The sequence below is a fragment of the Streptomyces sp. NPDC050548 genome, assembly GCF_044457385.1.
Taxonomy (GTDB): domain Bacteria; phylum Actinomycetota; class Actinomycetes; order Streptomycetales; family Streptomycetaceae; genus Streptomyces.
Genome location: NZ_JBITGV010000001.1, coordinates 404286 through 429030 on the forward strand (window position 1 = coordinate 404286; position 24745 = coordinate 429030).

25 protein-coding genes are annotated in these 24745 nt (G+C 69.8%); 9 read left to right on the forward strand and 16 right to left on the reverse strand.

Annotation, left to right across the window (positions count from 1 at the left end):
• Positions 1-4: 4 nt before the first annotated feature.
• The 7 genes from ACIBJH_RS01865 to ACIBJH_RS01895 all read right to left on the reverse strand — a co-directional run bounded on the left by ACIBJH_RS01865 (position 5) and on the right by ACIBJH_RS01895 (position 6029).
• Complete coding sequence (locus tag ACIBJH_RS01865) at positions 5-946, reverse strand: type II secretion system F family protein (RefSeq protein WP_399114891.1); 942 nt, start codon at positions 944-946, stop codon at positions 5-7.
• An 11-nt stretch (positions 947-957) separates the two neighbouring features.
• Positions 958-2298: a CpaF family protein gene (locus tag ACIBJH_RS01870; RefSeq protein ID WP_019072776.1), complete on the reverse strand. Its 1341-nt coding sequence runs from the start codon at positions 2296-2298 to the stop codon at positions 958-960.
• Between the two features lie 57 nt (positions 2299-2355).
• Positions 2356-2733 (reverse strand): TadE/TadG family type IV pilus assembly protein, encoded by a 378-nt coding sequence (locus ACIBJH_RS01875; RefSeq protein WP_399114892.1) that lies wholly within the window; start codon positions 2731-2733, stop codon positions 2356-2358.
• Between the two features lies 1 nt (position 2734).
• Positions 2735-3118, reverse strand: coding sequence for a TadE family protein (locus ACIBJH_RS01880; protein ID WP_399114893.1), 384 nt, complete (start codon positions 3116-3118; stop codon positions 2735-2737).
• A 5-nt stretch (positions 3119-3123) separates the two neighbouring features.
• Positions 3124-4374, reverse strand: a complete 1251-nt coding sequence (locus tag ACIBJH_RS01885) for a CpaE family protein (protein ID WP_399114894.1) — start codon at positions 4372-4374, stop codon at positions 3124-3126.
• A 9-nt stretch (positions 4375-4383) separates the two neighbouring features.
• A complete protein-coding gene (cpaB, locus tag ACIBJH_RS01890) occupies positions 4384-5097 on the reverse strand; it encodes a Flp pilus assembly protein CpaB (RefSeq protein WP_399114895.1) in 714 nt (237 codons plus the stop codon).
• A 122-nt stretch (positions 5098-5219) separates the two neighbouring features.
• Positions 5220-6029, reverse strand: coding sequence for a hypothetical protein (locus ACIBJH_RS01895; RefSeq protein ID WP_399115574.1), 810 nt, complete (start codon positions 6027-6029; stop codon positions 5220-5222).
• 379 nt (positions 6030-6408) lie between these two features.
• On the opposite strand from ACIBJH_RS01895, the gene ACIBJH_RS01900 reads away from it, so the two are divergent.
• Positions 6409-8097, forward strand: a complete 1689-nt coding sequence (locus ACIBJH_RS01900; protein WP_399114896.1) for a chitinase — start codon at positions 6409-6411, stop codon at positions 8095-8097.
• Positions 8098-8316: 219 nt separating this feature from the next.
• On the opposite strand, the gene ACIBJH_RS01905 is transcribed toward ACIBJH_RS01900, so the two are convergent.
• Together ACIBJH_RS01905 and ACIBJH_RS01910 are read right to left on the reverse strand one after the other, a co-directional pair.
• Positions 8317-8553, reverse strand: coding sequence for an antitoxin (locus tag ACIBJH_RS01905; RefSeq protein ID WP_399114897.1), 237 nt, complete (start codon positions 8551-8553; stop codon positions 8317-8319).
• A gap of 192 nt (positions 8554-8745) precedes the next feature.
• Complete coding sequence (locus ACIBJH_RS01910; protein ID WP_399114898.1) at positions 8746-8871, reverse strand: hypothetical protein; 126 nt, start codon at positions 8869-8871, stop codon at positions 8746-8748.
• A gap of 135 nt (positions 8872-9006) precedes the next feature.
• On the opposite strand from ACIBJH_RS01910, the gene ACIBJH_RS01915 reads away from it, so the two are divergent.
• The 3 genes from ACIBJH_RS01915 (at position 9007) to ACIBJH_RS01925 (ending at position 12348) form a co-directional block, all read left to right on the forward strand.
• Positions 9007-9525 carry a SigE family RNA polymerase sigma factor gene (locus tag ACIBJH_RS01915; RefSeq protein ID WP_399114899.1) on the forward strand — a complete coding sequence of 173 codons (519 nt, stop codon included), beginning with the start codon at positions 9007-9009 and terminating at the stop codon, positions 9523-9525.
• 53 nt (positions 9526-9578) lie between these two features.
• A complete protein-coding gene (locus tag ACIBJH_RS01920; RefSeq protein WP_399114900.1) occupies positions 9579-10820 on the forward strand; it encodes a hypothetical protein in 1242 nt (413 codons plus the stop codon).
• 163 nt (positions 10821-10983) lie between these two features.
• A complete protein-coding gene (locus ACIBJH_RS01925; RefSeq protein WP_399114901.1) occupies positions 10984-12348 on the forward strand; it encodes a M14 family metallopeptidase in 1365 nt (454 codons plus the stop codon).
• A 19-nt stretch (positions 12349-12367) separates the two neighbouring features.
• On the opposite strand, the gene ACIBJH_RS01930 is transcribed toward ACIBJH_RS01925, so the two are convergent.
• The 5 genes from ACIBJH_RS01930 to ACIBJH_RS01950 all read right to left on the reverse strand — a co-directional run bounded on the left by ACIBJH_RS01930 (position 12368) and on the right by ACIBJH_RS01950 (position 16895).
• Positions 12368-13009 (reverse strand): hypothetical protein, encoded by a 642-nt coding sequence (locus ACIBJH_RS01930; RefSeq protein WP_399114902.1) that lies wholly within the window; start codon positions 13007-13009, stop codon positions 12368-12370.
• A 76-nt stretch (positions 13010-13085) separates the two neighbouring features.
• Positions 13086-14564, reverse strand: coding sequence for a GntP family permease (locus ACIBJH_RS01935; protein ID WP_399114903.1), 1479 nt, complete (start codon positions 14562-14564; stop codon positions 13086-13088).
• Positions 14565-14672: 108 nt separating this feature from the next.
• Positions 14673-15077, reverse strand: a complete 405-nt coding sequence (locus ACIBJH_RS01940) for a RidA family protein (RefSeq protein WP_200712523.1) — start codon at positions 15075-15077, stop codon at positions 14673-14675.
• Between the two features lie 7 nt (positions 15078-15084).
• Entirely contained in the window at positions 15085-15852 is a 768-nt protein-coding gene (locus ACIBJH_RS01945; protein WP_399114904.1) for an IclR family transcriptional regulator, read from the reverse strand.
• Positions 15849-16895 (reverse strand): sugar kinase, encoded by a 1047-nt coding sequence (locus tag ACIBJH_RS01950; RefSeq protein ID WP_399114905.1) that lies wholly within the window; start codon positions 16893-16895, stop codon positions 15849-15851. Before ACIBJH_RS01950 ends, ACIBJH_RS01945 begins: the two co-directional genes overlap by 4 nt.
• 138 nt (positions 16896-17033) lie before the next feature.
• Between ACIBJH_RS01950 and ACIBJH_RS01955 the strand changes: the two genes are divergently transcribed.
• Both ACIBJH_RS01955 and ACIBJH_RS01960 read left to right on the forward strand, forming a co-directional pair.
• Complete coding sequence (locus ACIBJH_RS01955; protein ID WP_399114906.1) at positions 17034-18311, forward strand: amino acid deaminase; 1278 nt, start codon at positions 17034-17036, stop codon at positions 18309-18311.
• Between the two features lie 8 nt (positions 18312-18319).
• Positions 18320-19900, forward strand: a complete 1581-nt coding sequence (locus ACIBJH_RS01960) for an amidohydrolase family protein (RefSeq protein WP_399114907.1) — start codon at positions 18320-18322, stop codon at positions 19898-19900.
• 112 nt (positions 19901-20012) lie between these two features.
• On the opposite strand, the gene ACIBJH_RS01965 is transcribed toward ACIBJH_RS01960, so the two are convergent.
• Both ACIBJH_RS01965 and ACIBJH_RS01970 read right to left on the reverse strand, forming a co-directional pair.
• Entirely contained in the window at positions 20013-20849 is an 837-nt protein-coding gene (locus tag ACIBJH_RS01965) for a trypsin-like serine peptidase (RefSeq protein ID WP_399114908.1), read from the reverse strand.
• Between the two features lie 162 nt (positions 20850-21011).
• Positions 21012-21647: a hypothetical protein gene (locus tag ACIBJH_RS01970; RefSeq protein WP_399114909.1), complete on the reverse strand. Its 636-nt coding sequence runs from the start codon at positions 21645-21647 to the stop codon at positions 21012-21014.
• 126 nt (positions 21648-21773) lie between these two features.
• Between ACIBJH_RS01970 and ACIBJH_RS01975 the strand changes: the two genes are divergently transcribed.
• From ACIBJH_RS01975 to ACIBJH_RS01985, 3 genes are all read left to right on the forward strand, one after another.
• A complete protein-coding gene (locus tag ACIBJH_RS01975) occupies positions 21774-22985 on the forward strand; it encodes a pyridoxal phosphate-dependent aminotransferase (RefSeq protein WP_399114910.1) in 1212 nt (403 codons plus the stop codon).
• 102 nt (positions 22986-23087) lie between these two features.
• The gene (locus ACIBJH_RS01980; RefSeq protein WP_399114911.1) at positions 23088-23486 is read left to right on the forward strand and encodes a hypothetical protein; all 399 of its coding nucleotides are present in this window, start codon (positions 23088-23090) and stop codon (positions 23484-23486) included.
• Between the two features lie 178 nt (positions 23487-23664).
• Positions 23665-24744, forward strand: a complete 1080-nt coding sequence (locus tag ACIBJH_RS01985; RefSeq protein WP_399114912.1) for a substrate-binding domain-containing protein — start codon at positions 23665-23667, stop codon at positions 24742-24744.
• Position 24745 lies beyond the last annotated feature (1 nt).

Genomic DNA, 24745 nt, shown 5'->3' on the forward strand with positions numbered 1-24745 from the left:
CCTCTCAGACGTCGATGCGGGACAGGCGGCGGATGAGGACGAAGCCGACCACGTACAGCCCGAAGGCGATGATCACGCAGGCCTGGCCGATCGGGGAGCCCGTCATCCGGTCCAGGGCGCCGGGTTTCACGCCGTCCATCAGGAAGAGGGCGCCCACGCCCATCACCGGAACGGCGTACGCCGTCATGTTGACCTGGGAGAGCTGGGTGCGGACCTCGCGGCGGGTCTCCTTGCGTTCCTCCAGGGTCTCGGTGAGATTGCGCAGGGCGCTGACGACCTGGCCGCCGGCCCTGTTCGAGAGCACCAACGTCGTTACCAGTACGACGAGTTCACGGGACGGGAGGCGGTCCGCCAGCTCGCCCAGCGCGTCGTCCATCGAGGCGCCGACCGCCAACTGGTTGGCCACCTTGGCGAGTTCCTCCCCGGCCGGGGCCTCCAGCTCCTCCGCCGCCATGCTGATCGAGGTGCGCAGGGCGAGGCCCGCGTGGGTGGCGTTGGCCATGATGCGGGCCAGTTCGGGGAGTTGGTTGATGAACTTCTCGATGCGTTTCTGGCGCTGCCAGTTGAGGAACTGGATCGCCACCCCGATGCCCAACAGCCCCGCGATCGGGCCGAAGAAGGGCGCCAGGGCGGCCTGGCCGATCAGCCAGAGGGCGGCCACCGTGGCCAGCATGTAGACGAAGAACTCGCCCGGAGTCATGTCCAACCCCGTTGCCGAAAGGCGTAGTTCGAGCTTGCGGCCGAGGCGGGTGCGGCGCAGCCGGCGGTCCAGGGCGCGGAAGCGGCGGGGGCGGCCGAGCGGGATCTGTCCGGTCGACGACAGCCGGTCGACCAGGGCCGCGCGCTGCGCCCTGCCCGTGGCGTAGGCGTGCACGCCGGCGACACCCAGGACGCAGGTCAGCAGGGTGATGCCGGTGGTGAGCGTGACGATCGTCTGGAGATCCATGGGGTCGGTCCCTACCTACTGGCTTCTCTGAGGGCTAGGTGTTCCGTGCTCTGGGCGACGCCGAAGGCCTGCGGCAGGGGCTGGCTCGCCATGTAGAGGCGGTCGGCGGTGCGGCGCGAGAGCGGGAAGTACTCGAAGACGCCGTAGATCCGGCCGTCGGCGGCGATGGGCTGCGGGCTGAAGCGGGCGACCGTGGCCAGGCGGTACGGCTCGCTGCCGTGGCTGTCGAGGAGGGCGATCTCGGTGATCCGGCGGGCGCCGTCGGCGAAGCGGGTGAGCTGGATGATGACGTCGATCGCGCTGTTGATCTGGTCGTGCAGCGCCTCGAAGGGGATCTCCACCTCGGACATGGACGCCAGGGTCTTGAGGCGCATCAGCGCGTCCTCGGCGCTGTTGGCGTGGACGGTCGCGAGGGAGCCGTCGTGGCCGGTGGACATCGCCTGGAGCATGTCGAGGGACTCGCCGCCGCGGACCTCACCGACGACGATCCGGTCGGGGCGCATCCGGAGGGAGTTGCGGACGAGGTCGCGGATGGTGACCTGGCCCTTGCCCTCGACGTTCGGGGGGCGGGCCTCCAGCCGGATCACGTGCGACTGCTGGAGCTGGAGTTCGGCCGAGTCCTCGATGGTGATGATGCGTTCGGTCTCCGGGATGAGGCCGGAGAGGGCGTTGAGGAGGGTCGTCTTGCCGGTGCCGGTGGCGCCGGACACGATGATGTTGAACTTGGCGTGCACCAACCCCGCGAGCAGGTACAGCATGTGCTCGTCGAGCGAGCCGAAGCCGACCATCTCCTGGAGCGTGAAGGAGCGCGGGAAGCGGCGGATCGTGAGGGTCGCGCCGGTCAACGACAGGGGCGGGATGATGACGTTGACGCGTTCGCCGGACGGCAGTCGCGCGTCGACCATCGGATTCGACTCGTCCACGCGGCGGTTGACGGTCGACACGATCCGCTCGATCGTCTGCATCAGCTGGTCGTGGGAGGGGAAGCGCAGCGGCAACTGCTCGACCCGGCCGCCGCGTTCGACGAAGATCGCGTCCGGGCCGTTCACCATGATCTCGGTGATCGACGCGTCTTCGAGGAGCGGTTCGAGGATGCCGAGGCCGAGCGCCTCGTCGACGACCCGGCGGATCAGCTGCGAGCGCTCGACGGTCGAGAGGACCGGGCCCTCGCGGCTGATGATGTGCCCGAGCACCCGCTCCAGGCGGGCCCGTCGCTCGGCGGCGGCCAGCGCGCTCATCTCCGCGAGGTCGATCTCCTCCAGGAGTTTGGCGCGGTACGAGGCGACCATGTGGCCTTCCTCGCCCCGATGGCCGTTCTCCTCGGGATGGTTGACACGTTCCCGCAGACCCATGAGTGCTGTGCTCCTCGCTCCTTGTTCAGTCGAACCGTGTCGTTCAGTGGTGGTGTGTCAGTGGTCGAGCGGCATGGTGGCGGTCTTGCTGGCGTTGCCGAAGCCGTCGTAGCCGGGGATGACGGACGGGATGTGGATGGAGGCGGTCACGGTGACGGTGTCGCTGCCGAACGAGGCCGGACAGCCGACGACCGTGAGCCCGGAGCTGACCGCGTCGCTGCACGCCGGCTGGGAACCCTGCCGGAGCGAGGCGCTGCGCGCGCCCGCCCTCGCCGCCGTCCCCGCCTGCTCCGCGGTGTAGGCGATCAGCCCCAACTGCACGGCGGCCAGGGTGACGAGGATCAGGATCGGGATGAACCCGAGGTATTCGATGGCGACTTGACCGCGGTCGCGCGCTTCACGGCCGTAGGACATCTCGATTCGTCCGTGGGGCATGTCAGTTCGTCGCCTCCTCGACGGCGCCCGCGTGGGCGTGCACCGTGAAGGGGAAGGCGATCGAGCCGGGGAAGAGGACGGGCACCTTGAGGGTGACGTCGGCAGTGACGTAGCCCGTGCCCTGGCAGGTCACCTCGGCGTCCCCCCTCCACGCGGCGGACAGCTTGCTGAGGCCCGCCTGTTCGCAGGCGGCCTGGCGTTCGCCGCGTGTGGCCGCCGTCGCCGCCCGCACCGCCTCGTCGGCAGCATTCCCCGCGAGCGTGTACGTGTACCCCACCAGCACGAACTGCCACATCAGCACCAGCGTCAGAATGATCAGCGGGGTCATGCCGAGGAACTCGATGGTGACCTGGCCCCGGTCTCGCCCGTGCGCGGTCATACGCATCCCCCTCACTCCCTACGACGCCGGAAGCTCAGCGAGCCGCGATCGCCGCCGCCCCGCGCCCGGCCGCCCTTCTGGGCGCCCTCGGGGACCTTGACCAGGCCGAGTTCGCCCGCGAGACCCCACAGGGCCTGTTTGACCACGCTCTTGTTGTCGAGTTCGTGCAGCCGGCCGGCGTCCACCGCGCCCTGGAGTTCCCTGAAGTTGGCGGGGATCACGGTGGCGGCGACGGCCGTGCCGGTGATGCGCTGGATGAGGGCGGGCTGGATCTCCGTACCGCGGGTGTGCCGGTTGACGACGATGGTCGTCTCCTCCGCCTTGCGGATCTGCAGCCGGTCCCACATGCGGACGGTGCGCTTCGCGGCGCGTACGGCGACCACGTCCGGGGTGGTGAACAGCAGGGCGGTGTCGGCCATTTCGACGGCCGCCGCGCTCGCGCCGCTCATCTGGGCCCCGCAGTCGATGACGACGACCTCATAGCGGGAGCGCAGGGCGCTGACGATCTGGCGGGCGGCCCGGTCGGTGACCTCCTCGCCGCGTTCGCCCTCGCCGGGGGCGAGCAGCAGCGCCATCCCGGTGTCGTGCCGGAACACGGCGTCGGCCAGGACGCGCGGCGAGATGTCGGTGATCGCGGCGAGGTCGACGACCGAGCGGCGGAACTGGACGTCCAGGTAGGAGGCGATGTCGCCGGTCTGGAGGTCCATGTCGACGAGCGCGGTGGTACGGCCCGAGGTCTGGGCGGCGAGGGCGAGTTGGATCGCGGCGAGGGTGGCGCCGACCCCGCCCTTGGCGCCGCTGACCGTGACGACGGTGCCGCCGACGCCGGTGAACACATCGCCGCCGTGGCCGAGATGGCGCCGTACGCCCACGGACCAGGCGGCGACGGCCTGAACCCGGTTGGCCAGTTCCTCGTAGCTCAGCGGGAGGGCGATGAGGCCGCGGGCGCCGGAGTCCATGGCGGCCTGGAAGAGGCCGGGGCTGGCGTCCGTGGTGACGAGGATGACGCCCACCGCAGGGAAGCGCAGGGCGACTTCGCGGACCAGCTCCAACGCCGGGACGGGACCGATGCGTTCATGCACCACCACGACTTCGGGCAGCTCGTCGACGGACTCGGCGGCGAGCCGGGCCAGGGTGTCGATGAGCTGCGTCGAGTCGGCCACCGGGGCCACCGGGTCGGCGTCCGGGAGCTGGCTGAGCAGGGTCGTGATGGCGCGGATGGCGTCCGCGTCACCGACCGCCGGAAGAATCCTGGTGGGCATGCGGGCCTCTCACTTGTCCTTCGCGAGTTCGTACGTCCGGTCCTGCTCGGGCACGGTCGTATCGGTGCCGGGCGCCACCAGTGCCAGCCGCACCCGCTCGGCGAACGACTCGGCGTAGGTGATGCGCTGGGCGTCCAGCGTGGAGAGCGCGAAGGTGATCGGGACGGCGTTGGTGGACTGCTGCTGGTTCTTGTCGCTGTTGCTGCCCGGGTCGAGGGCGGTGATGTGGCCGACGTCGATGACCTTCGCGTTGGTCACGATGATCTTCGACTGGTCGGGGTCGCCCTCTTTGGCGCCCGCGAAGGTGGCGTACACGTTGACCGTGGAGCCCGGGTAGATCTTGCCCGCGACGCCGGTGGCCGCGTCGATCATGATGGCGACCTCCTGCTGGCCGGGCCGCAGGGCCGGCTGGTCGACGATCATGTCGGTCTGCAGCAGGGAGCCGCTCCGCAGGGTGGTCACCGCGATCTTGTCCTTGATCTGGCCGAGATCGGTCACGGCGTTGTCCGACAGCCACCGCTTGGGCATCTCGATCTTCTTGAACTGCGCGGCGGTGAGGGTCGTGTAGGGCGCCACGTCGTCCTTGACCTGGTAGGCGGCGACTTCGGGGCCGACCTTGGACTTCACGTCGCTGATGACCGAGAGGACGCCGGCGAACGCGCCGAGGGCGCAGAGGACCGACAGGAGCAGGAGTATCACGCCGCGGCGCTGACGGGAGTTCATGAACCGTACAACCTCATTGGGGATATCGGTCGAGCGGAAATGAGCGGATCGAGCGAGATCTAGCCGGGTCGGGCGGGTCGAGCGGGATCAGGTGCTGTAAGCGTGTCCTGTGAAGGGATGACTTATCCGCTCGACGTTTGGTTCTCATGAACCGGCGGTGTTGCCGAGCAGAAGACACAACGGTCGCCGATGACGTCGATACCGCACCAATGGCACACGGACTGCCGTACCGAGGTGACCAGTTGATACAGCACCGACAGATCGGGCAGATAGGTGCAGAACTCGATCAACTTGTTCGTACCCCACCAACTCGCCGACTCGGCGGGCAGGGTGGCCTCGCGGAGCCCCATCGCGTTCCAGGCCGGGGCGAGGGTGGTGCCGATCCAGTCGGACTGCAACTGACCCTTGGCGACCAGCATCCAGGTGCCGAACTCCGGCCCGGCGAGGGCGACTCCGGGGCCGACCCTGATGAGCTGCGGCTCCGGGTGGGCGATCACCGCGAACTGGCTGCCGGGCACCCAGGACTTGGCGTGCGACTTGAGGCCGACGGGGACCCGGTCCAGCCTGGCGACCGAGCCGAGGACGGCGCCGGCGTGGATGTAGTGGGTGAGCAGCCGGCCCGCCGAGGCGAGCACCCCGGGACTGAGGTCGCAGGACGCGAGCTGCCTCAACTGGCGGGCCAGGACGGCGAGTCCGAGCGGGGGGAGATTCGGACGGAACAGGGCGATCCGGTCGGTCTCCAGGATGGACCGGATGGTGTGCAGCCGGCGGTCGACGCCCTCGGAGACGGCCTGCGAGGACACGACGACGACATGCCCGTGCTGGTCGATGAGGGTCTGCATCTCCGACAGCGCCTGGTCCAGCGGCCGTTGATCCAGGTCCCGCAGCACGACGGCGGGCAGGGTTCGTTCGTCCTGTGATGGCAGCGCCATGTCGGCGCTGGTCACGGCAATGGCAGTTGGCACGCGCAGCTCCCCGTCTCACGCCTGTCGGCTTCCCGGTATTACTCCGGTACGCCGAGTCGACTTCATTGCGTGACTACCTCAGCACTGTATCCACGCCCCTGTGACCGGAGAACAGCGTTTCTGTAGCTGTGCCGCAACTGTCATTGCGCACACCAGGCCAAAACGGGGCAGGTAGAGCAGCCGATCGAGGCCGGGACCCCGATTCCGCCGCCGGAGAAGTTGGTCTGGACCTCTTGACAGCGCAATTGGTCTGGACCAACTCTTGAACTCCAGCGGTGGCCACCGTCGTTCGTCACAGTCCCCTCCAACTCCCCCACCGGAGGCATCAGTGGACCGCGCACCAGGCATGCCCGTACTCAGGAACAGACGTCTGTGGGCCGGGGTCGCCATGGCCGCCCTCGCCCTCTCCTTCGCGGGCACCGGCCAGGCGTCCGCCGCCGACATCAACAACGCCAAGAACGCCGGCTTCGAGTCGGGCCTGACCAACTGGACCTGTACGGCGGGCAGCGGCACGACCGTCTCCTCCCCGGTGCACAGCGGCGCGGCGGCCCTCAAGGCCACGCCCGCCGGCCAGGACAACGCCCAGTGCAGCGAGTCGGTCGCGGTCAAGCCCAACTCGACGTACACGCTGAGCGCGTGGGTGCAGGGCGGCTACTCCTACCTCGGCGTGACGGGCACCGGCACGACGGACGTCTCGACCTGGACCCCGGACACCACGTCCTGGAAGCAGCTGTCGACGACATTCACGACCGGCGCCTCGACCACGTCCGTCTCGGTCTACACCCACGGCTGGTACGGCCAGGCCGCGTACTACGCGGACGACATCTCGGTCTACGGCCCCGACGGCGGCGGTGGCAGCGACCCGGCCCCGACCGTCCCGGCGACGCCGACGGGCCTGTCCGTCTCCTCCACGACGTCCTCCTCGGTCTCGCTCGCGTGGAGCGCGGTGTCGGGAGCCACGGGTTACAACGTCTACCAGAACGGCACGAAGATCACGGCGGTGACGGGAACGTCCGCCACGGTCACGGGACTTGCGGCCTCGACCTCGTACTCCTTCCAGGTCACGGCGACCAACTCGGCCGGTGAGTCCGGGAAGTCGACGGCGGTGACGGGCACGACGACGGCAACGGGCGGAAACGGCGGCGGCACCCTGCCCAAGCACGCGGTGACCGGCTACTGGCAGAACTTCAACAACGGCGCGACCGTCCAGAAGCTCTCGGCCGTCTCCTCCCAGTACGACATCATCGCGGTGGCCTTCGCGGACGCGACCTCGACCCCGGGCGCGGTCTCCTTCACGCTCGACTCGTCCGGCCTCGGCGGCTACACGGTCGACCAGTTCAAGGCGGACATCGCGGCCAAGCACGCGGCCGGCAAGAAGGTCGTCATCTCGATCGGCGGCCAGAACGGCACGATCTCGGTCAGCGACTCGACGTCGGCGACGAACTTCGCCAACTCGGTCTACTCCCTGATGCAGACGTACGGCTTCGACGGCGTCGACATCGACCTGGAGAACGGCCTCAACGCGACCTACATGACACAGGCGTTGAGGACCCTGTCCTCGAAGGCGGGCTCGTCGCTCATCATCACGATGGCGCCGCAGACGATCGACATGCAGTCGACGTCGAACTCGTACTTCCAGACCGCGCTGAACGTGAAGGACATCCTCACGGTCGTCAACATGCAGTACTACAACAGCGGCACGATGCTGGGCTGCGACGGCAAGGTCTACGGCCAGGGCACGGTCGACTTCCTGACCGCCCTCGCCTGCATCCAGCTCCAGGGCGGCCTCGCCCCGTCCCAGGTGGGCCTCGGCCTCCCGGCCTCCACCAGCGCGGCGGGCAGCGGCTACGTCTCCCCCACCATCGTGAACAACGCCCTCGACTGCCTGACGGCCGGCACCAACTGCGGCACCTTCAAGCCGTCGAAGACGTACCCCGACCTCCGGGGCGCGATGACCTGGTCCACGAACTGGGACGCCGCGGCGGGCAGTTCATGGTCGAACTCGGTGGGAGCGCATGTGCACGCGCTGCCGTAGCGGATCGTGTTGAACGGGGGGGGTGGGGGGGGGGGGGGGGGGGGGGGGGGGGGGGGCCCCCGGCGGGGCCCCCCCCCCCCCCGGGGCGGGGGGGGCGGCGGCGGGGCGGGGGGGGGCGGGGCGCGCCCCCGGCCCGCCCCCCCCCCCCCCCCCCCCCCCCCCCCCCCCCCCCCCCCCCCCCCCCCCCCCCCCCCCCCCCCCCCCCCCCCCACTTCTGCTCTACCCCGCCGGCCGGTTCTTGCCGTCGGCGTCGCGCGCGCTCTCGGCGAGCCTGTCCAGCAGCTCCTGCGCCTTGTCGACCGCGGTGTCGATCTGCTCGGTGTGCTTGCCGTCCGTCTTCTCGTCGACGAGGTCACCGGCCTTCTCCAGCCCGTCGGAGATCTTGTCCCCGTGCTCCTCGGCGATCTCCTCGGCCTTGTCCTTGAGCTTCCCCAGGTCTCCCAGGTTGTCGAACACGGCGGATCCCCCTCGCTGCAACGCCCGTACACGGTCAGGGACATGGTCCTCACGAGGGCCCCACAGAACAAGGCGGCCCCGGCGCAACCGCCCCGGCGGACGGAGGCGCGGGGCGGGTGTGTTCGGGGCGCACTCGTCCCGCGCCCTCCGGGGTGCTGAGGTCGACGAAGGACCAGATCGCACAGCCCCACGTCAACAGCGGTACGACGGAGGGCGGGTGGTCGGGGGCTCGGCCACGGCCTCCGGCAGGGCGGTCGGCGGCCGTTCGCCTGCCCGATGCCGTTCTCGGACCGCCTGGATGATCTCGTCCTCGGTCATACCGGCATTCGTAGCAGCCGCCACTGACAATGAAGGGCGAGCCCGCCCCGCCCCGTCTGAAACATTCCTGTGGGTCCAGCGCATCAATGAAGTGAGGGCGGCGGGCAACAGCCCGCGGGGGCAGGGGGAAACGGTATGAGACGACAGGGACGCGCCGACGAGTACGCGGAGTTCGCCGCCGCACGCGCCGGGCATCTCTATCGGTCCGCCTGTCTGCTGACCGCCGGGGACACGCATCTCGCCGAGGACCTGGTGCAGGAGACCCTCGGCAAGCTGTACGTCGGCTGGGGGCGGATGTCCCGGATCGGCAACCCCGCCGGGTACGCGCAGACCGTGCTCACCCGTACGTACCTCGCGCACCAGCGGCGCCGCAGCAGCACCGAGCGCGCCACCGACGTACTGCCCGACCGGCCCGACCCCGGCGGCGCCACCGGTGACACACCCCTGCGGCTGACCCTGCTCCAGGCCCTGTCCCGGCTGCCCGCCAAGGACCGGGCCGTGGTCGTCCTGCGCTACTGGGAGGACCGGTCCGTCGAGGAGACCGCCGACGTCATGCACGTCAGCTCGGCCGCCGTACGCACCCGCTGCGTCCGCGCGCTCGGCCGCCTGCGGGAACTCCTCGGCGAGAACCTCGACGAGTACGCCCGCCCCTGACCGCCCCGCACATCCATCCCGCCAACACCCCCTATGCGAAACGGTGGTTCGCCATGCCCGACGCACACTCCAGCGACAGCGCCGACCCCTTCGAGACACGGCTCGCCGCCGGCCTCCGGGACGCGGGCGACGCCTTCGAGACCGACCGGGCCGCGCTCGTCACCGGGGGTGCCCTCAAGGGACGACGGCGGCTGCTGCGACGCCGGAACGCCGCCGTCATGAGCGGCGCGGCCGGTATCGCCCTCGTCGGCGTCGGCACGGCGGTGCTCCTGCCGAGCGGCTCCCCCGACGTACAGGGTTCCCCGGCCACGTCCACCCGCGCCTCCGCCACCTCCGCTCCCGCTCCCGTCTCCGGCAAGGACCTGTTCATGACGTTCGGGCACCTGATGGGCGAGGGCTCGTACACCAATATCGAGACCCGTGGCACGGACGAGGGACCGGCGCCGTACGTCCATGCCGTCTACGACGACGGGAAGGGCAAGTCGGCCGTCGAGCTGAGCCTGGGCCGGGTGGAGCCGGGGAGCGACGAGGCGCGGCAGGCCACCACGTGCCCGGCGAAGGTGTTCACGCACTACGACGCGTGCCGCACGAGCCGGCTGGCGGACGGGTCGGTGGTCATGGTCCTTCAGGGGTACGAGTATCCCGACCGCCGGGTGGACACCAAGTTGTGGAGCGCGGAACTCGTCACCCCCCAGGGGCAGCACGTGAGCGTGAGCGAGTGGAACGCCGCCGCCGAGAAGGACGCACCGATCACCAGGCCCCAACCGCCGCTGTCCCCCGCCCGGTTGACGAAATTCGTGGCTTCGGAGGCGTGGCGGAAGGTCATCGACGCGATGCCCGAGCAGACGCCGCCGGCGGCCCCGGCACCGAGCGACACCGCTCTCGGCGTTCCGATCGCCCCGACCCTCAAGAGCCTGCTGCCGAAGGGGCTCACCGTCTCCGACAGCAGCGGTGACGACACCGGATTCGGCTATCTCGTCGTGGACGACGGCAAGGGCAAGACCCTCGTCCAGGTCAATGTCCAGGCGAACATGTCGGACGTCGAGGGCGACCTCTTCGGCTCGGACGCCGAGGTCCTGTCCGACGGCACGAAGGTCGCCGAGCACCAGGGGCCCGGCGAGAAGGGCGGCTCGGGTGTCGTGATGTGGACCGCCGACACCCTCCGCACCGACGGGACGCGCGTGGTGATCAGCGCCTTCAACTCCGGTGCCCAGGACACCCCTTCGACCCGCAAGACCCCGGCCCTGACGATGAAGCAGCTCAGGGCGATCGCCCTGAGCCCGAAGTGGCGGTAATCCGGCCACCGACTTGGGACACCCTTGACCTGACCATGCCAACACATCAACATAGGCGCCACACAGAAACACCCGGAGGAACCCGCACAGGAACTCCCCACCCGCACGCCGTACTTCACGCACGTCGCACTGAAACACCCCCCAACTCCAGCAAGGAGATTTCATGCGACTTCGCATACGCGGCTCAGGCGCCCGGAGCGGCAGACGTACCGCCGCGCTCGCCGCCCTGATGGCCCTCGCCCTCGCCGCCCCCGTCGCGGAGACGGCCACGGCGGCGAAGGCCACCACCGGCAGCGCACGGCAGGCCGCTCCGGCCGCGGACGACATCCGCCAGTACGAGATCCACGTCGACCACAACACCCCGGTCACCCGTACCGCCATCGCGGCGGCCGGCGTCACGGTGGACGAGTCCGACGAGGAGACCGTGGTCGTCTCCGGCCGCGCCGCCCAGATCAAACAGCTGCGCCAACAGGGCTACACCGTCTCGCTGTTGGGCGCGGCACCCGACCGTTCCTCGGCCGCGGACGGCGCCCGGCTCCTCGACTTCCCCACGGCCGACTCGAAGTACCACAACTACGCCGAGGCGAACGCGGAGATCGACCAGCGGCTCGCCGCCTACCCCGGCATCATGAGCAAGAAGGTGATCGGCAAGTCGTACCAGGGCCGGGACATCGTCGCCATCAAGGTCAGCGACAACGTGGCCACCGACGAGAACGAGCCCGAGGTCCTCTTCACCTTCCACCAGCACGCGCGCGAGCACATGACCGTGGAGATGGCGCTGTACCTGCTGCGCGAACTGGGCGCGGGCTACGGCACCGACTCCCGCGTCACGAACATCGTCAACAGCCGTGAGATCTGGATCGTGCCCGACCTCAACCCGGACGGCGGCGAGTACGACATCGCGACCGGCGCCTACCGTTCCTGGCGCAAGAACCGCCAGCCCAACTCCGGTTCCTCGTACGTCGGTACGGACCTCAACCGGAACTGGAACTACAAGTGGGGCTGCTGCGGCGGCTCTTCGACCTCGACCTCGTCCGAGACCTACCGGGGCGCGTCCGCCGAGTCGGCGCCCGAGGTGAAGGTGGTCGCGGACTTCGTGCGGAGCCGGGTCGTCGGCGGGAAGCAGCAGATCACCGCGGGCATCGACTTCCACACGTACAGCGAACTGGTGCTGTGGCCCTTCGGATACACGTACTCCGACACCGCCACCGGGATGACCACGGACGACGACGCCGCGTTCAAGGCGGTCGGGCAGAAGATGGGCGCGAGCAACGGCTACACGGCCGAGCAGTCCAGCGACCTGTACATCACGGACGGTTCGATCGACGACTACCTCTGGGGCACCCAGAAGATCTTCGACTACACCTTCGAGATGTACCCGACGTCCAGTTCCGCGGGCGGGTTCTACCCGCCCGACGAGGTCATCGAGAGGGAGACCTCACGGAACCGGGACGCGGTGTTCCAACTGCTGGAGAACGCGGACTGCATGTACCGGTCCATAGGCAAGGCGGCCCAGTACTGCAGCTAGCCGACTGGCAGACAGCCGACTAGTCCTTGCGGACCTCGGCCTCCGCCTCGGCGAGCGCGGCTTCGTCCACCTCGGCGGACTCGTCGTCCTCGTCCTCGTCGCCGTCCTCGAAGTACGCGTCGAGGACGGCGTCGAGCTGCGTCTCCCACTCGGCGAACCGGCTCCTGGCCGCCGCCTCGATCTCGATCGGGTACCAGCGGCTGTCGGGAGTGTGCACCGTGATGGTGAACCGCTTGCCGAAGCGCGGGGTCTCGGTCTCGACGGCTCCGATCTCGTCCCAGCGGAACTCGCACGCCTGGTCGTCCAGGCGCAGTCGTACGCCCTTCCCGTCCGCGACGATCTCGGCCCGCCGGTCGGAGGCCTCGAAGACGGGACCGTCGGACTCGTCGTCACCGTCTTCCTCGGCGTCACCGTCTTCCTCGGCGTCACCGTCCTCGGCGGCGGCCTGCTCGGCCTCCGCCTCCCCGACGTCCGCCTTGTCGGCCGACGACTCCTCCGGTTCCGCCGCCTCGGCCGTCGCGTCCTCCGGCTCCGCGTCCCGCGACTTCGTGTCCTCCGGTGCGTCGGAGGACACGGCGGGTGCGGTGAGCCCGGGGACGAAGGCCGGGTCGAATCCGGCGCCCTCCAGGGGCTGGCTGCTCGAACCTATGCGCTGCTCCACAGCGCGAAGTATGGTCGACGATCCTGTGTCGGACACAGCCAGCCCCTACTTCGTTATCAGACGCCTACACGAACTTCTAGACGAAGACGCTCAATACGGCCGCCACCGCGAACCCCGCGACCGACAGCACCGACTCCAGCACCGTCCACGTCCTCAGCGTGTCCCGCTCGCTGATCCCGAAGTACTTGGCCACCATCCAGAAGCCGCCGTCGTTGACGTGCGAGGCGAAGATGGAGCCCGCCGAGATCGCCATGATGACGAGGGCGACGAAGGCCTGGGAGTGGTCGCCCTCGGACAGCAGGGGGGCCACGATGCCTGCCGTGGTCACGATCGCGACGGTCGCCGAGCCCTGTGCGACCCGTAGTACCAGCGAGATCAGGTACGACAGCACGACCACCGGCAGGCCTACGTCGTGGAAGGTGTCCGAGAGGGCCTGGGCGACGCCGCTCGCCTTGAGGACGGCGCCGAAGACCCCGCCCGCGCCGACGACCAGGATGATGTTGCCGACCGGCTTGAGGGACGCGGTGGAGACGGTTTCCAGGGACTTGCGGGACCAGCCTCGTCGTAGCCCCAGGAGGTAGTACGCGAGGAGGAGCGCGATGGTCAGGGCCACGAACGGGCTGCCGAAGAACTCCACCACCGAGCGGCCGGTGGACGGGTCGAAGGCGATCGACGAGAAGGTGGCCGCGAGGATCAGGACCAAGGGCGTGCCGATGATCGCCAGCACCGTGCCCAGTGCCACCGGCTTCTCCTGCGGTTCGACACCGGACGCACGCTGTTCGTCGATGACCGCCTGCTTCGCCTCGGCCGCCGCCTCGACCATGTCCTGCGGTACGGCGACGAAGATCCGCTTGCCGATCCAGGCCGCGTAGGCCCACGCGGCGAGCACGGCGGGGAGGCCGACGACGATGCCCATGAGGATGACCCAGCCGAGCTGGACGTGGAGCAGACCGGCCGCCGCGACCGGGCCGGGGTGCGGCGGGAGGAACGCGTGGGTCATCGACAGGCCCGCGAGCAGTGGCAGGCAGTAGAGCAGGATCGACTTGCCGCCGCGCTTGGCGGCCGCGTACACGATCGGCGCGAGGACGAAGATGCCGACGTCGAAGAAGACCGGGATGCCGAAGATCAGGCCGGTGAGACCCATGGCGAGAGGGGCTCGTTTCTCGCCGAACAACCCGAGCAGCCGGGACGCCAACACCTCTGCGCCGCCGCTGACTTCGAGGATCGCGCCGAGCATCGTGCCGAGGCCGATGATGATCGCGACATGGCCGAGGATGCCGCCCATGCCGGACTCGATGGTGGAGACGGCGTCGGAGCGCTGGACCGTGCCGAAGAGTTCGGTGACGGACAGGCCGGCCAGCAGGCCGACGGTTATGGAGACGGCGAGGAGGGCCACGAAGGGCTGGAGTCTGACCTTGATGATCAGGAAAAGGAGGAGTGCGATACCGATGGCGGCGACCGTCAACAGGCCTGCGGTGCCGTCGAAGAGGAGGAGCAGGCCTCCGGTGTGGGGTGGTGGGGTCACGGGGGCGGTGGCGGCGAGCGGATAGGACATTTGGGGGTCCTCTGGGTAGGTGCATCGGGCTTTCGGGCAGGGGGGATCGCGGCACGGCACCCCGAGGGGCGCCGAACCGTCGTACGGTGTGCGGGAGTTGGGGCAGCGCTAGCCCAGAACGGCCAGCGCGTCGATCTCGATGAGCAGGCCGGCGGGCAGGCCGACGTAGACCGTCGTGCGCGCGGCGGGGACCTCGACGAGGCCCTCGAAGTACTCGTTGTAGATCGCGTTCATCTCGGCGAAGTGGTCCACGTCCGTCAGATAGACGCGGATCATCATCACGTCCTCCCAGCTCGCGCCGCCCTCCTCCAGGATCGCCCGGACGTTGGCGAGGGTCTGGAGGGTCTGCTCGCGCAGGGTCGGACCGGCCGGCGTCGGCGGCCTGCCCTCCTCGGCGGGGAGGAAGCCGACCTGCCCGGCGACCTGGAGGATGTTCCCCTTGCGGACGCCGTGCGAGAACTTCGCGGGCGGGGCGGTGTGGGTCTTGGGGGTGAGGGCGGTCTTCTCGGTCATGCTGTGTTCATTTCTCTGGGGCTTCCTTGACGGGGGTTCTGCCGGAGTACTCGCCACTGATGGCGTCCGCCGTACGACGGACCAGCGGGAGCAGGGTGAGGAGTTCGTCGGCGGTGACGACGACGTTGGGCGCGGAGACCGACATCGCGGCGACCACGCGTCCGTCAGCGCCCCGGATCGGCGCGGCGACGCAGTTGATGGACTCTTCGTGGCCGCCGAGGTCGGTGGCCCAGCCCTGTTCCCGCACCTTCTCCAACTCCCGCAGGAATGCGGGGGCGTTGGGGGTGGAGCGGGCGGTGTACATGGGGTAGTCGAGCTTGTCGGCGAGGACCCGCCGCTCGGCCTCCGGAAGGTCGGCGAGCAGCAGTTTCGCGACCCCCGCGACGGTGATCGCGACGGGCTTCCCGATCCGCGAGTACATGCGCACCGGGTACCGGCTCTCCACCTTGTCGATGTAGAGGACCTCGTTCTCCTCGTACACCGCGAGGTGGACGGTATGACCGCACTGTTCGTTGAGTCGTGCGAGATGGGGGTGGGCGATCTCGCGGATGTCGAGGTTCTCCATCGCCTCCTGGGCGAGGGCGATGAGGCGGGCGCCGAGGCGGTAGCGCTGGTCGGACTGGCGGTAGACGAGGCCGTGTTCGTGCAGGGTGCGCAGCAGGCGCAGGGCCGTCGACTTGTGGACGTCGAGGCGTTCGGCGACCTGGCCGAGGTCGGCGGGGCCCTCGGCGAGCAGCGGCAGGATGCTGAGCGCGCGGTCGACGGTCTGACTCATGGCGTACGTACCTCCTCGTCGGCCCGGTCGGCGGCGTCGGTCCAGCCGGGGCCGAGTCGAAGTCTCCCCCACGCCAGGTCGTCGAGGGCGACCAGGCGGTCGGCGTGGTCGCGGGCCGGGGGCGCGGCGAGGTCGCCGGGGGCGGTGAGGGCGGCGGCGGCCGTGAGGTGGCCGTGCCGCAGCCGGTCCCGTACGGGCAGTCCCCGCAGGGTCGCGGAGAGGAACCCGGCGGCGAAGGCGTCCCCGGCACCGACCGCGGCGACGACGTCGACGTGCGGCGCGGGCACGAAGGTGGCGTGCTTCTTGTGGAAGACGGTGGCCCCGCGCCCGCCCTGCTTGACGACGAGTGTCTCGGGGTCGGGGAACGCGGCCCGTACGGCATCGGCCCCGACCAGCCCCCAGACCTCGGCGGCCTCGTCCTCGCCGACGAAGACGAGGTCGGCGCCGCGTGCCAGTTCCAGCAGCACGCCCGGCCCGTCGGCCGAACGCCCCAGCGCGGGGCGGTGGTTGACGTCGAAGGAGATCAGCGGGCGGTGGGCGCGGAGCGCGGTCAGCTCACGGACCAGGCCGAGGCAGCCGTCGGAGAGCATCGGGGTGATCCCGGACAGGTGCAGCACCCGTCCGGCCCGTACGGCGGCCAGGTCCACGTTCGTCGCGGCCATCGCGGAGGCGGCGGATCCGGCCCGGTAGTACGCCACCTCGTGGGCGTCGGTGGCCCGGTCCCCTGCGGTGCGGAAGTAGATGCCGGTGGGGCGCACGGGATCGCGCTCCACGGCGGACACGTCGACCCCGTACCCGCCGATGGTCTCGACGAGGTGGTCGCCGAAGCCGTCGGCCCCCACCCGGCTGACCCACCGGACGGTGTGCCCGGCGGCGGCCAGCACACAGGCGACGTTGGACTCGGCGCCGCCGATGGCGCGGTCGAAGGACGGTACGTCGGCGAGGCGGCCGGGGCGGCCGGGTAGGAAGGTGACCATGGACTCGCCCAGCGCTACGACGTCGACGACGTCACGGGCGGCGGTGGACTGTCCGTCGGCGGTCACGATGGTGATGGCTCCTCGTCGGTGCACCGGTTCGCGGCGGCTCCGTTGACCCGGTGTTGGGCGAGATGTTAGACAGCGGTAAGCGATATACGCAATGAAGGTTGCAGAGATTGCAACACTCCAGCTCAGGGAGGCCTCATGGTCCGCGACACCGGTACCGAAGCGCTCGCCCGGCTCGCCGGGGAACGCGTCGACCACCGTTTCAAGGGCCTCCCCCCGGACGCGGACGGCCTGACGCTCGCCGAGCTGGCGGCCCAGCGCCGCAACCTCTTCACCGGCGGCTTCACCACCCCCGTCCTCGCCCTCTCCGCCGAGCGCCTGGACCACAACCTCCGCCTCATGGAGACCTACGCGACCCGCCACGGCCTCGCCTTCGCCCCGCACGGCAAGACCTCGATGGCCCCCCAGCTCTTCCACCGCCAACTCGCCCACGGCGCCTGGGGCATCACCCTCGCGGTCCCCCACCAGGTGCGGGTGGCAAGGGAGTTCGGGATCGACCGGATCTTCCTGGCGAACGAACTCGTCGACGCGACGGCCCTGAAGTGGATCTCGTCGGAGCTGGACGCAGACAGCGACTTCCGTTTCGTCTGCTACGTCGACTCCGTGCGCGGGGTCGAGTTGATGGACGCGGCCCTGCGCGGCGCCGCCCGCCCGCTGGACGTGGTCGTCGAACTGGCCGCCGGCGAGGGCGCCCGCACCGGCGCCCGCACGGAGGCGGAGTGCGCGGCGGTCGCGGACGCGGTGGGCGCCGTGGAGACACTGCGGCTGGTCGGGGTGGCCGGGTACGAGGGCGAGGTGCCGCGGGCGGACCCGGAGCGGGTGCACGCGTGGCTGCGCCGACTGACCGCGCTGGCCCTGGAGTTCGACAAGGGCGGGCGTTTTCAGGGAGTCGACGAGATCGTGGTCAGCGCGGGCGGCAGCGCCTGGTTCGACGCGGTGGCCGACGTCTTCGCCGAGCTGCCCGAACTCTCGCTCCCCGCGCTGAAGTTGCTGCGCTCGGGCGCCTACGTCTCGCACGACGACGGCCACTACCGCAAGCTGACGCCCTTCACGCGCGTCCCCGAAGAGGGTGCCCTGGAGCCCGCGTTCCGGCTCTGGGCGCAGATCGTCTCCCGCCCCTCCCCCGAGCAGGCCTTCGCCAACGCGGGCAAGCGGGACGCGGCCTACGACCTCGACCTGCCCTTCGCCCAGGTCGTCCGCCGGGACGGCATCGAGCGCCCGGCGACCGGCGTCGAGATCACCGGCCTGTCCGACCAGCACGCGTGGCTGCGGACGACGCCCGAGGCGGATCTGGAGGTGGGCGACTGGATCGGGATGGGCCTGTCCCACCCCTGCACGTCCTTCGACAAGTGGCAGTTGATCCCGGTGGCGGAGGCGGACGGGACGGTCGTCGACTACATCCGTACGTTCTTCTAGGAGGAGTCGTGGAGCAGCTCGTCATCCGGGACGCGGACGTCGTCGACGGCAGCGGTGGGCCCTCGTACCGCGCCGATGTGGTCGTGGACGGCGGCCGGATCGTCTCGATCGTGCGGGAGGCATCGGCGGCGGGCTGTCAACGCCCCAAGGCGCGGCGGGAGTTGGACGCGGAGGGGCTGGTCCTCTCCCCCGGCTTCATCGACATGCACGCCCACAGCGACCTCGCCCTCCTCCGCGACCCGGACCACAGCGCCAAGGCCGCGCAGGGGGTGACCCTCGAAGTCATCGGCCAGGACGGGCTGTCGTACGCCCCCGTCGACGACCGCACCCTCGCGGAGGTGCGCCGGGCGATCACCGGGTGGAACGGCTACGGCGACGACATCGACTTCGACTGGCGGTCGGTGGGCGAGTACTTGGACCGCCTGGATCGTGGAATCGCGGTCAACGCGGCCTACTTGATCCCGCAGGGCACGGTCCGGATGCTCGCGGTCGGCTGGGAGAACCGGGAGGCGACGCCCCAAGAGCTGGACCGGATGCGGCAGTTGGTCGCCGAGGGCATGGAACAGGGCGCGGTCGGCATGTCGTCCGGGCTCACCTACACGCCCGGCATGTACGCCAAGGACGCCGAACTCACCGAACTCTGCCGGGTGGTGGCGTCGTACGACGGCTACTACTGCCCGCACCACCGCTCGTACGGCGCGGGCGCGCTGGAGGCCTACGCGGAGATGGTGGAGCTGACGAGGGAGGCCGACTGCTCCCTCCATCTCGCCCACGCCACCATGAACTTCGGCGTGAACGAGGGCCGGGCACCGGAGCTGCTGACCCTCCTGGACGAGGCCCTGGCCACCGGCGCGGACATCAGCCTCGACACCTACCCCTACACCCCCGGCTGCACAACTCTCGTGGCGATGCTGCCGAGTTGGGCGAGCGAGGGCGGTCCGGAGGAGATCCTGAAGCGGCTCGCGGACGACGCCACGTCCGACCGTATCCGCCACCACCTTGAGGTGATCGGCTCGGACGGCTGCCACGGGGTGCCGATGGAGTGGGACACGATCGAGATCTCGGGGGTCACGGACCCCGCGCTGGCGGAGTACGTCGGCCGCCGCCTCGACGGCTGGGCCACGGCCCGCCATCTCCTCCTGACCGACCGGCTCGCCCCGTCGATCCTCCAGCACGTCGGCCACGAGGAGAACGTCCGCCAGATCATGCGGCACCGCGTCCACACGGGCGGCTCGGACGGCATCCTCCAGGGCGCGAAGCCGCATCCACGGGCCTACGGCACGTTCCCGCGGTATCTGGGCCGGTACACAAGGGAGTTGGGCGTGCTGTCCCTGGAGGAGTGCGTGGCCCATCTGACATCCCGCCCGGCGGCCCGCCTGCGCCTGCCCGACCGGGGTCTGGTCAAGGAGGGCTACAAGGCGGACCTGGTCCTGTTCGACCCGGAGACGGTGGCGGCGGGTTCGACGTTCGAGGAACCGCGCCGACTGCCGACCGGCATCCCCCACGTCCTGATCGACGGCCGCTTCGTGATCGAAGACGGCCGCCGAACGAACGAACTGGCGGGCAGATCAGTACGCCGAACCTCGTAAACGCCCTGCCTTTGTCTTTAGGGGCGCGGGGCTGTGACATGTGCGGCTCCGCCGCGTGGGCGCGCCCAGCCACAACGCGCCCGCAGACGAAAACGGCGCACCCAGCGGAGCGCTACGGCTTGGGCAGCGTGCAGCCGGTGTTGCTGAGGGCGAGCACATTCGCCGAGGTGAAGCACGCCGGGATGTTGTACGTCTCCTCGGCGTAGTTGATGCCCTCGCGAACCGTCACCGCGCCGTTCTCGTCGACCTCGCACGGGTTGTCGACGGTGCAGGTCTCCCCGTCCTCGTTGCCCGTGTTGTTGACGGCGACGACCTGGCCGGTGCTGGTGTCGATGACCGGGGAGCCGGACGTCCCGCCGATCGTGTTGCAGGCGGAGGTGTAGCGGACCGAGTCCTTCCAGGTCCAGGAGCCCTCCTTCAGCCGGTACACGAACCCGTCGATGCTGCAGCTGTAGATCGTCTTCCAGTAGCCGGAGACGACCTTGATGGCAGTGCCGGCGGTCGGGTGCGTGGCGCTCACGGTGAGCGGGCTGATGCCGTACGCGCTCTTGATCGCCGCGTACGTGGTGGTGGTGCGGTAGATCGTCACGTCCGTGTCGGTCATCGTCGAGTAGACGACCTGGTTGGCGCGGAGCGTGGCGACCTTGGTGCCGGCCGAGTTCAGCAGCCCGAAGGTACGGGTGGAGGACTGGCCGGTGATGACCTGGCCGGCCGCCGGGAAGCCGGTCTCCAGGCAGTGGCCGTTGGTGAGCACGAGCGCCGGGGAGGTGTCGGTCGAGTTCGGGAAGCGGATGACCGAGCCCGAGCAGTTGCTGAGCGAGACGGTGCCGGCGAAGTCGACGGTCACGGCGGCGGCCTTCGGCGCCGCCTGCGGTGCGGCGACGGCGGGTACCACGCCCGCCCCGGCGATGGCCAGGCCCGAGAGTGCGGCAAGGAGAGGCTTCTTCATGTGGGGGTCCCCTCTGGAGACGTGAGCGACCGGAGATCTTCCGGTCACTTCTTGTCTTGTCATGTGCATTGTGATGGGGCGGATGCACGAGAGGCAAGGAACTGTTTCCGGCCGCAGGTCACAGCCGCGCGCCCAACTCGGCGACGCGGCTTGGTAGATGACTCACTTGGGGTGCTTGGTTGCTCCCCGGCCGTGACCGGCGTTGCCGTGCGAGGGGGTGGCCGTGGTGCCGGTCGCGGAGGGCGCGGCCGAAGTGGCGGCCGGAGCGGTGGTCGTGGACCCCGCGGTCGTGGGGGTGGCCGCGACGGAGGCCGAGGGCCGCGCGGACACCGACGAACCGGCGGCGGGCGCACCGGTCACGGACCCCCCGGGCGAACCGGTGGCGGACTCCCCCACCGTCGACGTACCGGCCGTCGAACCCGCCGTGGCACTCGCCCGGTCCCCCTTGTCCGGCGATCCGTCGGAGGAGGTACCGGAGACGGCGAAGCCGACGACGAGCGCGGCGACGGACACGGCCCCCAGGGCGCCGACCGCGACCACGCCCCGGCGCGACCGCCGGGCCCCCCGCCTCCGCAGCTCGGCCCGGCCCACGCCCACGCCCGCACCCGCGATGCCGTCGCCCCGTACCGGCGGCAGCTCGCGGGTCTCGTCGTACGCGTTCTGCCAGCCGTGGGCGGCCGCCGGATCGCGGTACCCGTCGTACGACGGAACCGCCGCGTCGACGTGCGGGAGGTACACGTTCGGCGGAGCGTCGGACTCGCCGAACGCGCCGTTCTCGTCGTGGAGCGGGCTGGACATGGCGGCAGAGTGTAGAGACAGGACCCGCACCGGAGACAGCTACCGGCGATAACAGTCCAAACCGATGCGTCTCACGTGGTGGAAAACACGGCCCGCACCGCGTTACCGGGCCGTAAGCTCACCGACATGCAGGTGATCCAGTCGACCAAGCTCTCCAACGTCTGTTACGAGATCCGGGGCCCGGTTCTCGAAGAGGCGATGCGTCTGGAGGCGGCCGGCCACCGCATCCTGAAGCTGAACACGGGCAACCCGGCGGCCTTCGGGTTCGAGTGCCCGCCCGAGATCCTGGAGGACATCCTCCGGAACGTGTCGTCGGCACACGGGTACGGCGACGCGAAGGGCCTACTGGCCGCCCGCCGCGCGGTCGTCATGCACAACCAGACCCTCGGCATCGAGACGGACGTCGAGCACGTCTTCATCGGCAACGGCGTCTCCGAGCTGATCGTCATGGCGATGCAGGGGCTCCTCGACGACGGCGACGAGGTTCTCGTACCGTCCCCCGACTACCCGCTGTGGACCGCCGCCGTCTCGCTCTCCGGCGGGACCGCCGTCCACTACCGCTGCGACGAGCAGTCCGACTGGATGCCCGACCTCGCCGACGTCGAGCGCAAGGTCACCGACCGCACCAAGGCGCTCGTCATCATCAACCCGAACAACCCGACAGGCGCCGTCTACGACGAGGAGATGCTGCGCGGGCTGACCGACATCGCCCGCCGCCACAACCTCCTCGTCTGCTCCGACGAGATCTACGACAAGATCCTCTACGACGGCGCCACCCACACCGCGACCGCGAAGATCGCCCCGGACCTGCTGACGCTCACGTTCAACGGGATGTCGAAGGCGTACCGGGTCGCCGGTTACCGCGTCGGCTGGATGTCGATCTCCGGGCCGCGCGCACACGCCGAGTCGTACATCGAGGGTCTGACGATCCTGGCCAACATGCGGCTCTGCGCCAACATGCCCGGCCAGCACGGGGTCGTCGCCGCGCTCAGCGGACGGCAGACCATCAACGACCTGGTGCTTCCGGGCGGGCGGCTGAAGGAGCAACGGGACGTCGCCTACGACCTGTTGACCCAGATCCCGGGTGTGACCTGCGTGAAGCCGAAGGGGGCGCTGTATCTGTTCCCGCGGCTCGATCCGCAGGTCTTCAAGGTCAAGGACGACCGGCAGATGGTGCTCGACCTGCTGCGCCGCGAGAAGATCATGGTCGTCCAGGGCACCGGCTTCAACTGGTCCGAGCCCGACCACTTCCGGGTCGTGACGCTGCCGACGGTCGGGGATCTGCGGGACGCGGTGACGCGGATCGGGAACTTCCTGGACGGGTACAGCCAGCCGTAAACCTCCTGGACCTGGAATCTTCCGGCCAATTTTTCGGCCAGCACAACTTTAGACGCAATCTAAGCTAGGATGGTTTCCTGTCTGAGCACAGGAGACCATGCCATGTACGAACCGATCCGCACGAAGTCGGTCCACAGCACGGTGGCCCGCCCCTCCGCCGACTTTCCGCATCGGTCGCGCGAGGAGGAACTGGACATTCAGCTGGCGGGGCACCTCGCTGCACTGCTTGCGGTGACCGATGAGCTGCGGGCGCTGGCGCCTTCGGCCGAGCTGGATGTTGCCGCCGAGCGGCTTGCCGGGCAGTTGACGCGGTTGCGCGGGAGTGCCTCACCGGTCCGAGTGGCGGCGGCCTCTCCTACGTCCCGTTTGGATGACCTGCATCAGCGGGCGCACGCTCTTGCCGGGCGGGCGTTGGTTGTTGCGGCGTCCCGGGCTGATACGGCTGCGGCGATTCTTTCGGCCGAGCGGATGGATGCGCATGCGGTGACTGTGGTCGCCTAGTCGCCGTAGGGGTTCTGTGCGCTTGCGGGTGCGCGTCCGTTGTGGCTGGTCGCGCAGTTCCCCGCGCCCCTAAAAGCAGGGCGTTGCCATGTGGCCGTGTTGATCCGGGACCCGTCCGACACCCTCCGTTCATCCCTTTCCTCGGGGAATGTTGGGTTCCGCGAGCACGCTGCCCCTCGTGAGACGTATCGCAGGAATCGTCCTCGCGGTGTTGCTGATCGGCGGAGTGGTGGCAGCCGTCGTAGCGGGCCGGGACAACGGGGACAAGGGCACGGCAACGAAGACCGTGCGTGGAGTGATCGGTTCGGAGAAGGCGGACTTCTTCGCCGATCCCGATGTGGTGAAGGCCCTCGCCGCCAAGGGCTTCACCGTGAAGACGGAGACCTCCGGGTCCTGGGCCATGGAGGGGCGCGACCTCAAGGGGTACGACTTCGCCTTCCCCTCCAGCCAGGCGCCGGCCGACGCGCTCGCCGCCAAGTACAAGGTGCAACAGCCCCTGCCGCGGCCCTTCTACTCGCCGCTCGTCGTCGTGGCCCATCGCGGCGCCGCCCAGGTCCTCGCGGCCAACGGGCTCGCCACGCTGGACAAGGTCCAGGACCGCGGCACGTTGAAAATGGCCGCCTATCTGGACGCGGCCAAGGGCGACCGGACCTGGCAGCAGCTCAAGGGGGCCGAAAAGCACGGGGAGTTGACCGGCACCCTCTACATCGCGACCACCGATCCGGAGACCTCCAACTCGGGTGCTCTCTATCTCGCCGCCGCCTCCTACGTCGCCGACGGCGGGCGGGTGGCGGCCAGTAGCGCCGATGTCGGTCGCACCGCGCCCCTGATGCGCAAGCTGATCAGCGTGCAGGGCGCCCAACAGTCCAGCTCGGACGGGCCGTTCAGGGACTTCATCAGTGGCGCCGGCAATCCACTGGTCCTGGTGTACGAGTCGCAGGTGGCCTCGCTGCTCCTCGGCAAGGAGCCGGTCGGTGACCTCGTCGTCCTCTACCCGGACACCACGGCCAACAGCGACCACACCGTCGTACCGCTCACTCCCGAGGGCCGGGCGCTGGGTGAACTCCTCAGCTCCGACCCGACGTTGCGGAAGCTCGCCGTGCGGTACGGGTTCCGGCCGCAGGGTGACACCGCCGAGTTCGTCGCGGCCACCGCCGCCCACTCCAGCTATCTCAACCAGACGCTGACCGGTGTCCGGCAGGCGCCCGTGCCCACCTCCACGGTGCTGCACGACATGGCGCGCCGGGCGCGCGGCTGAC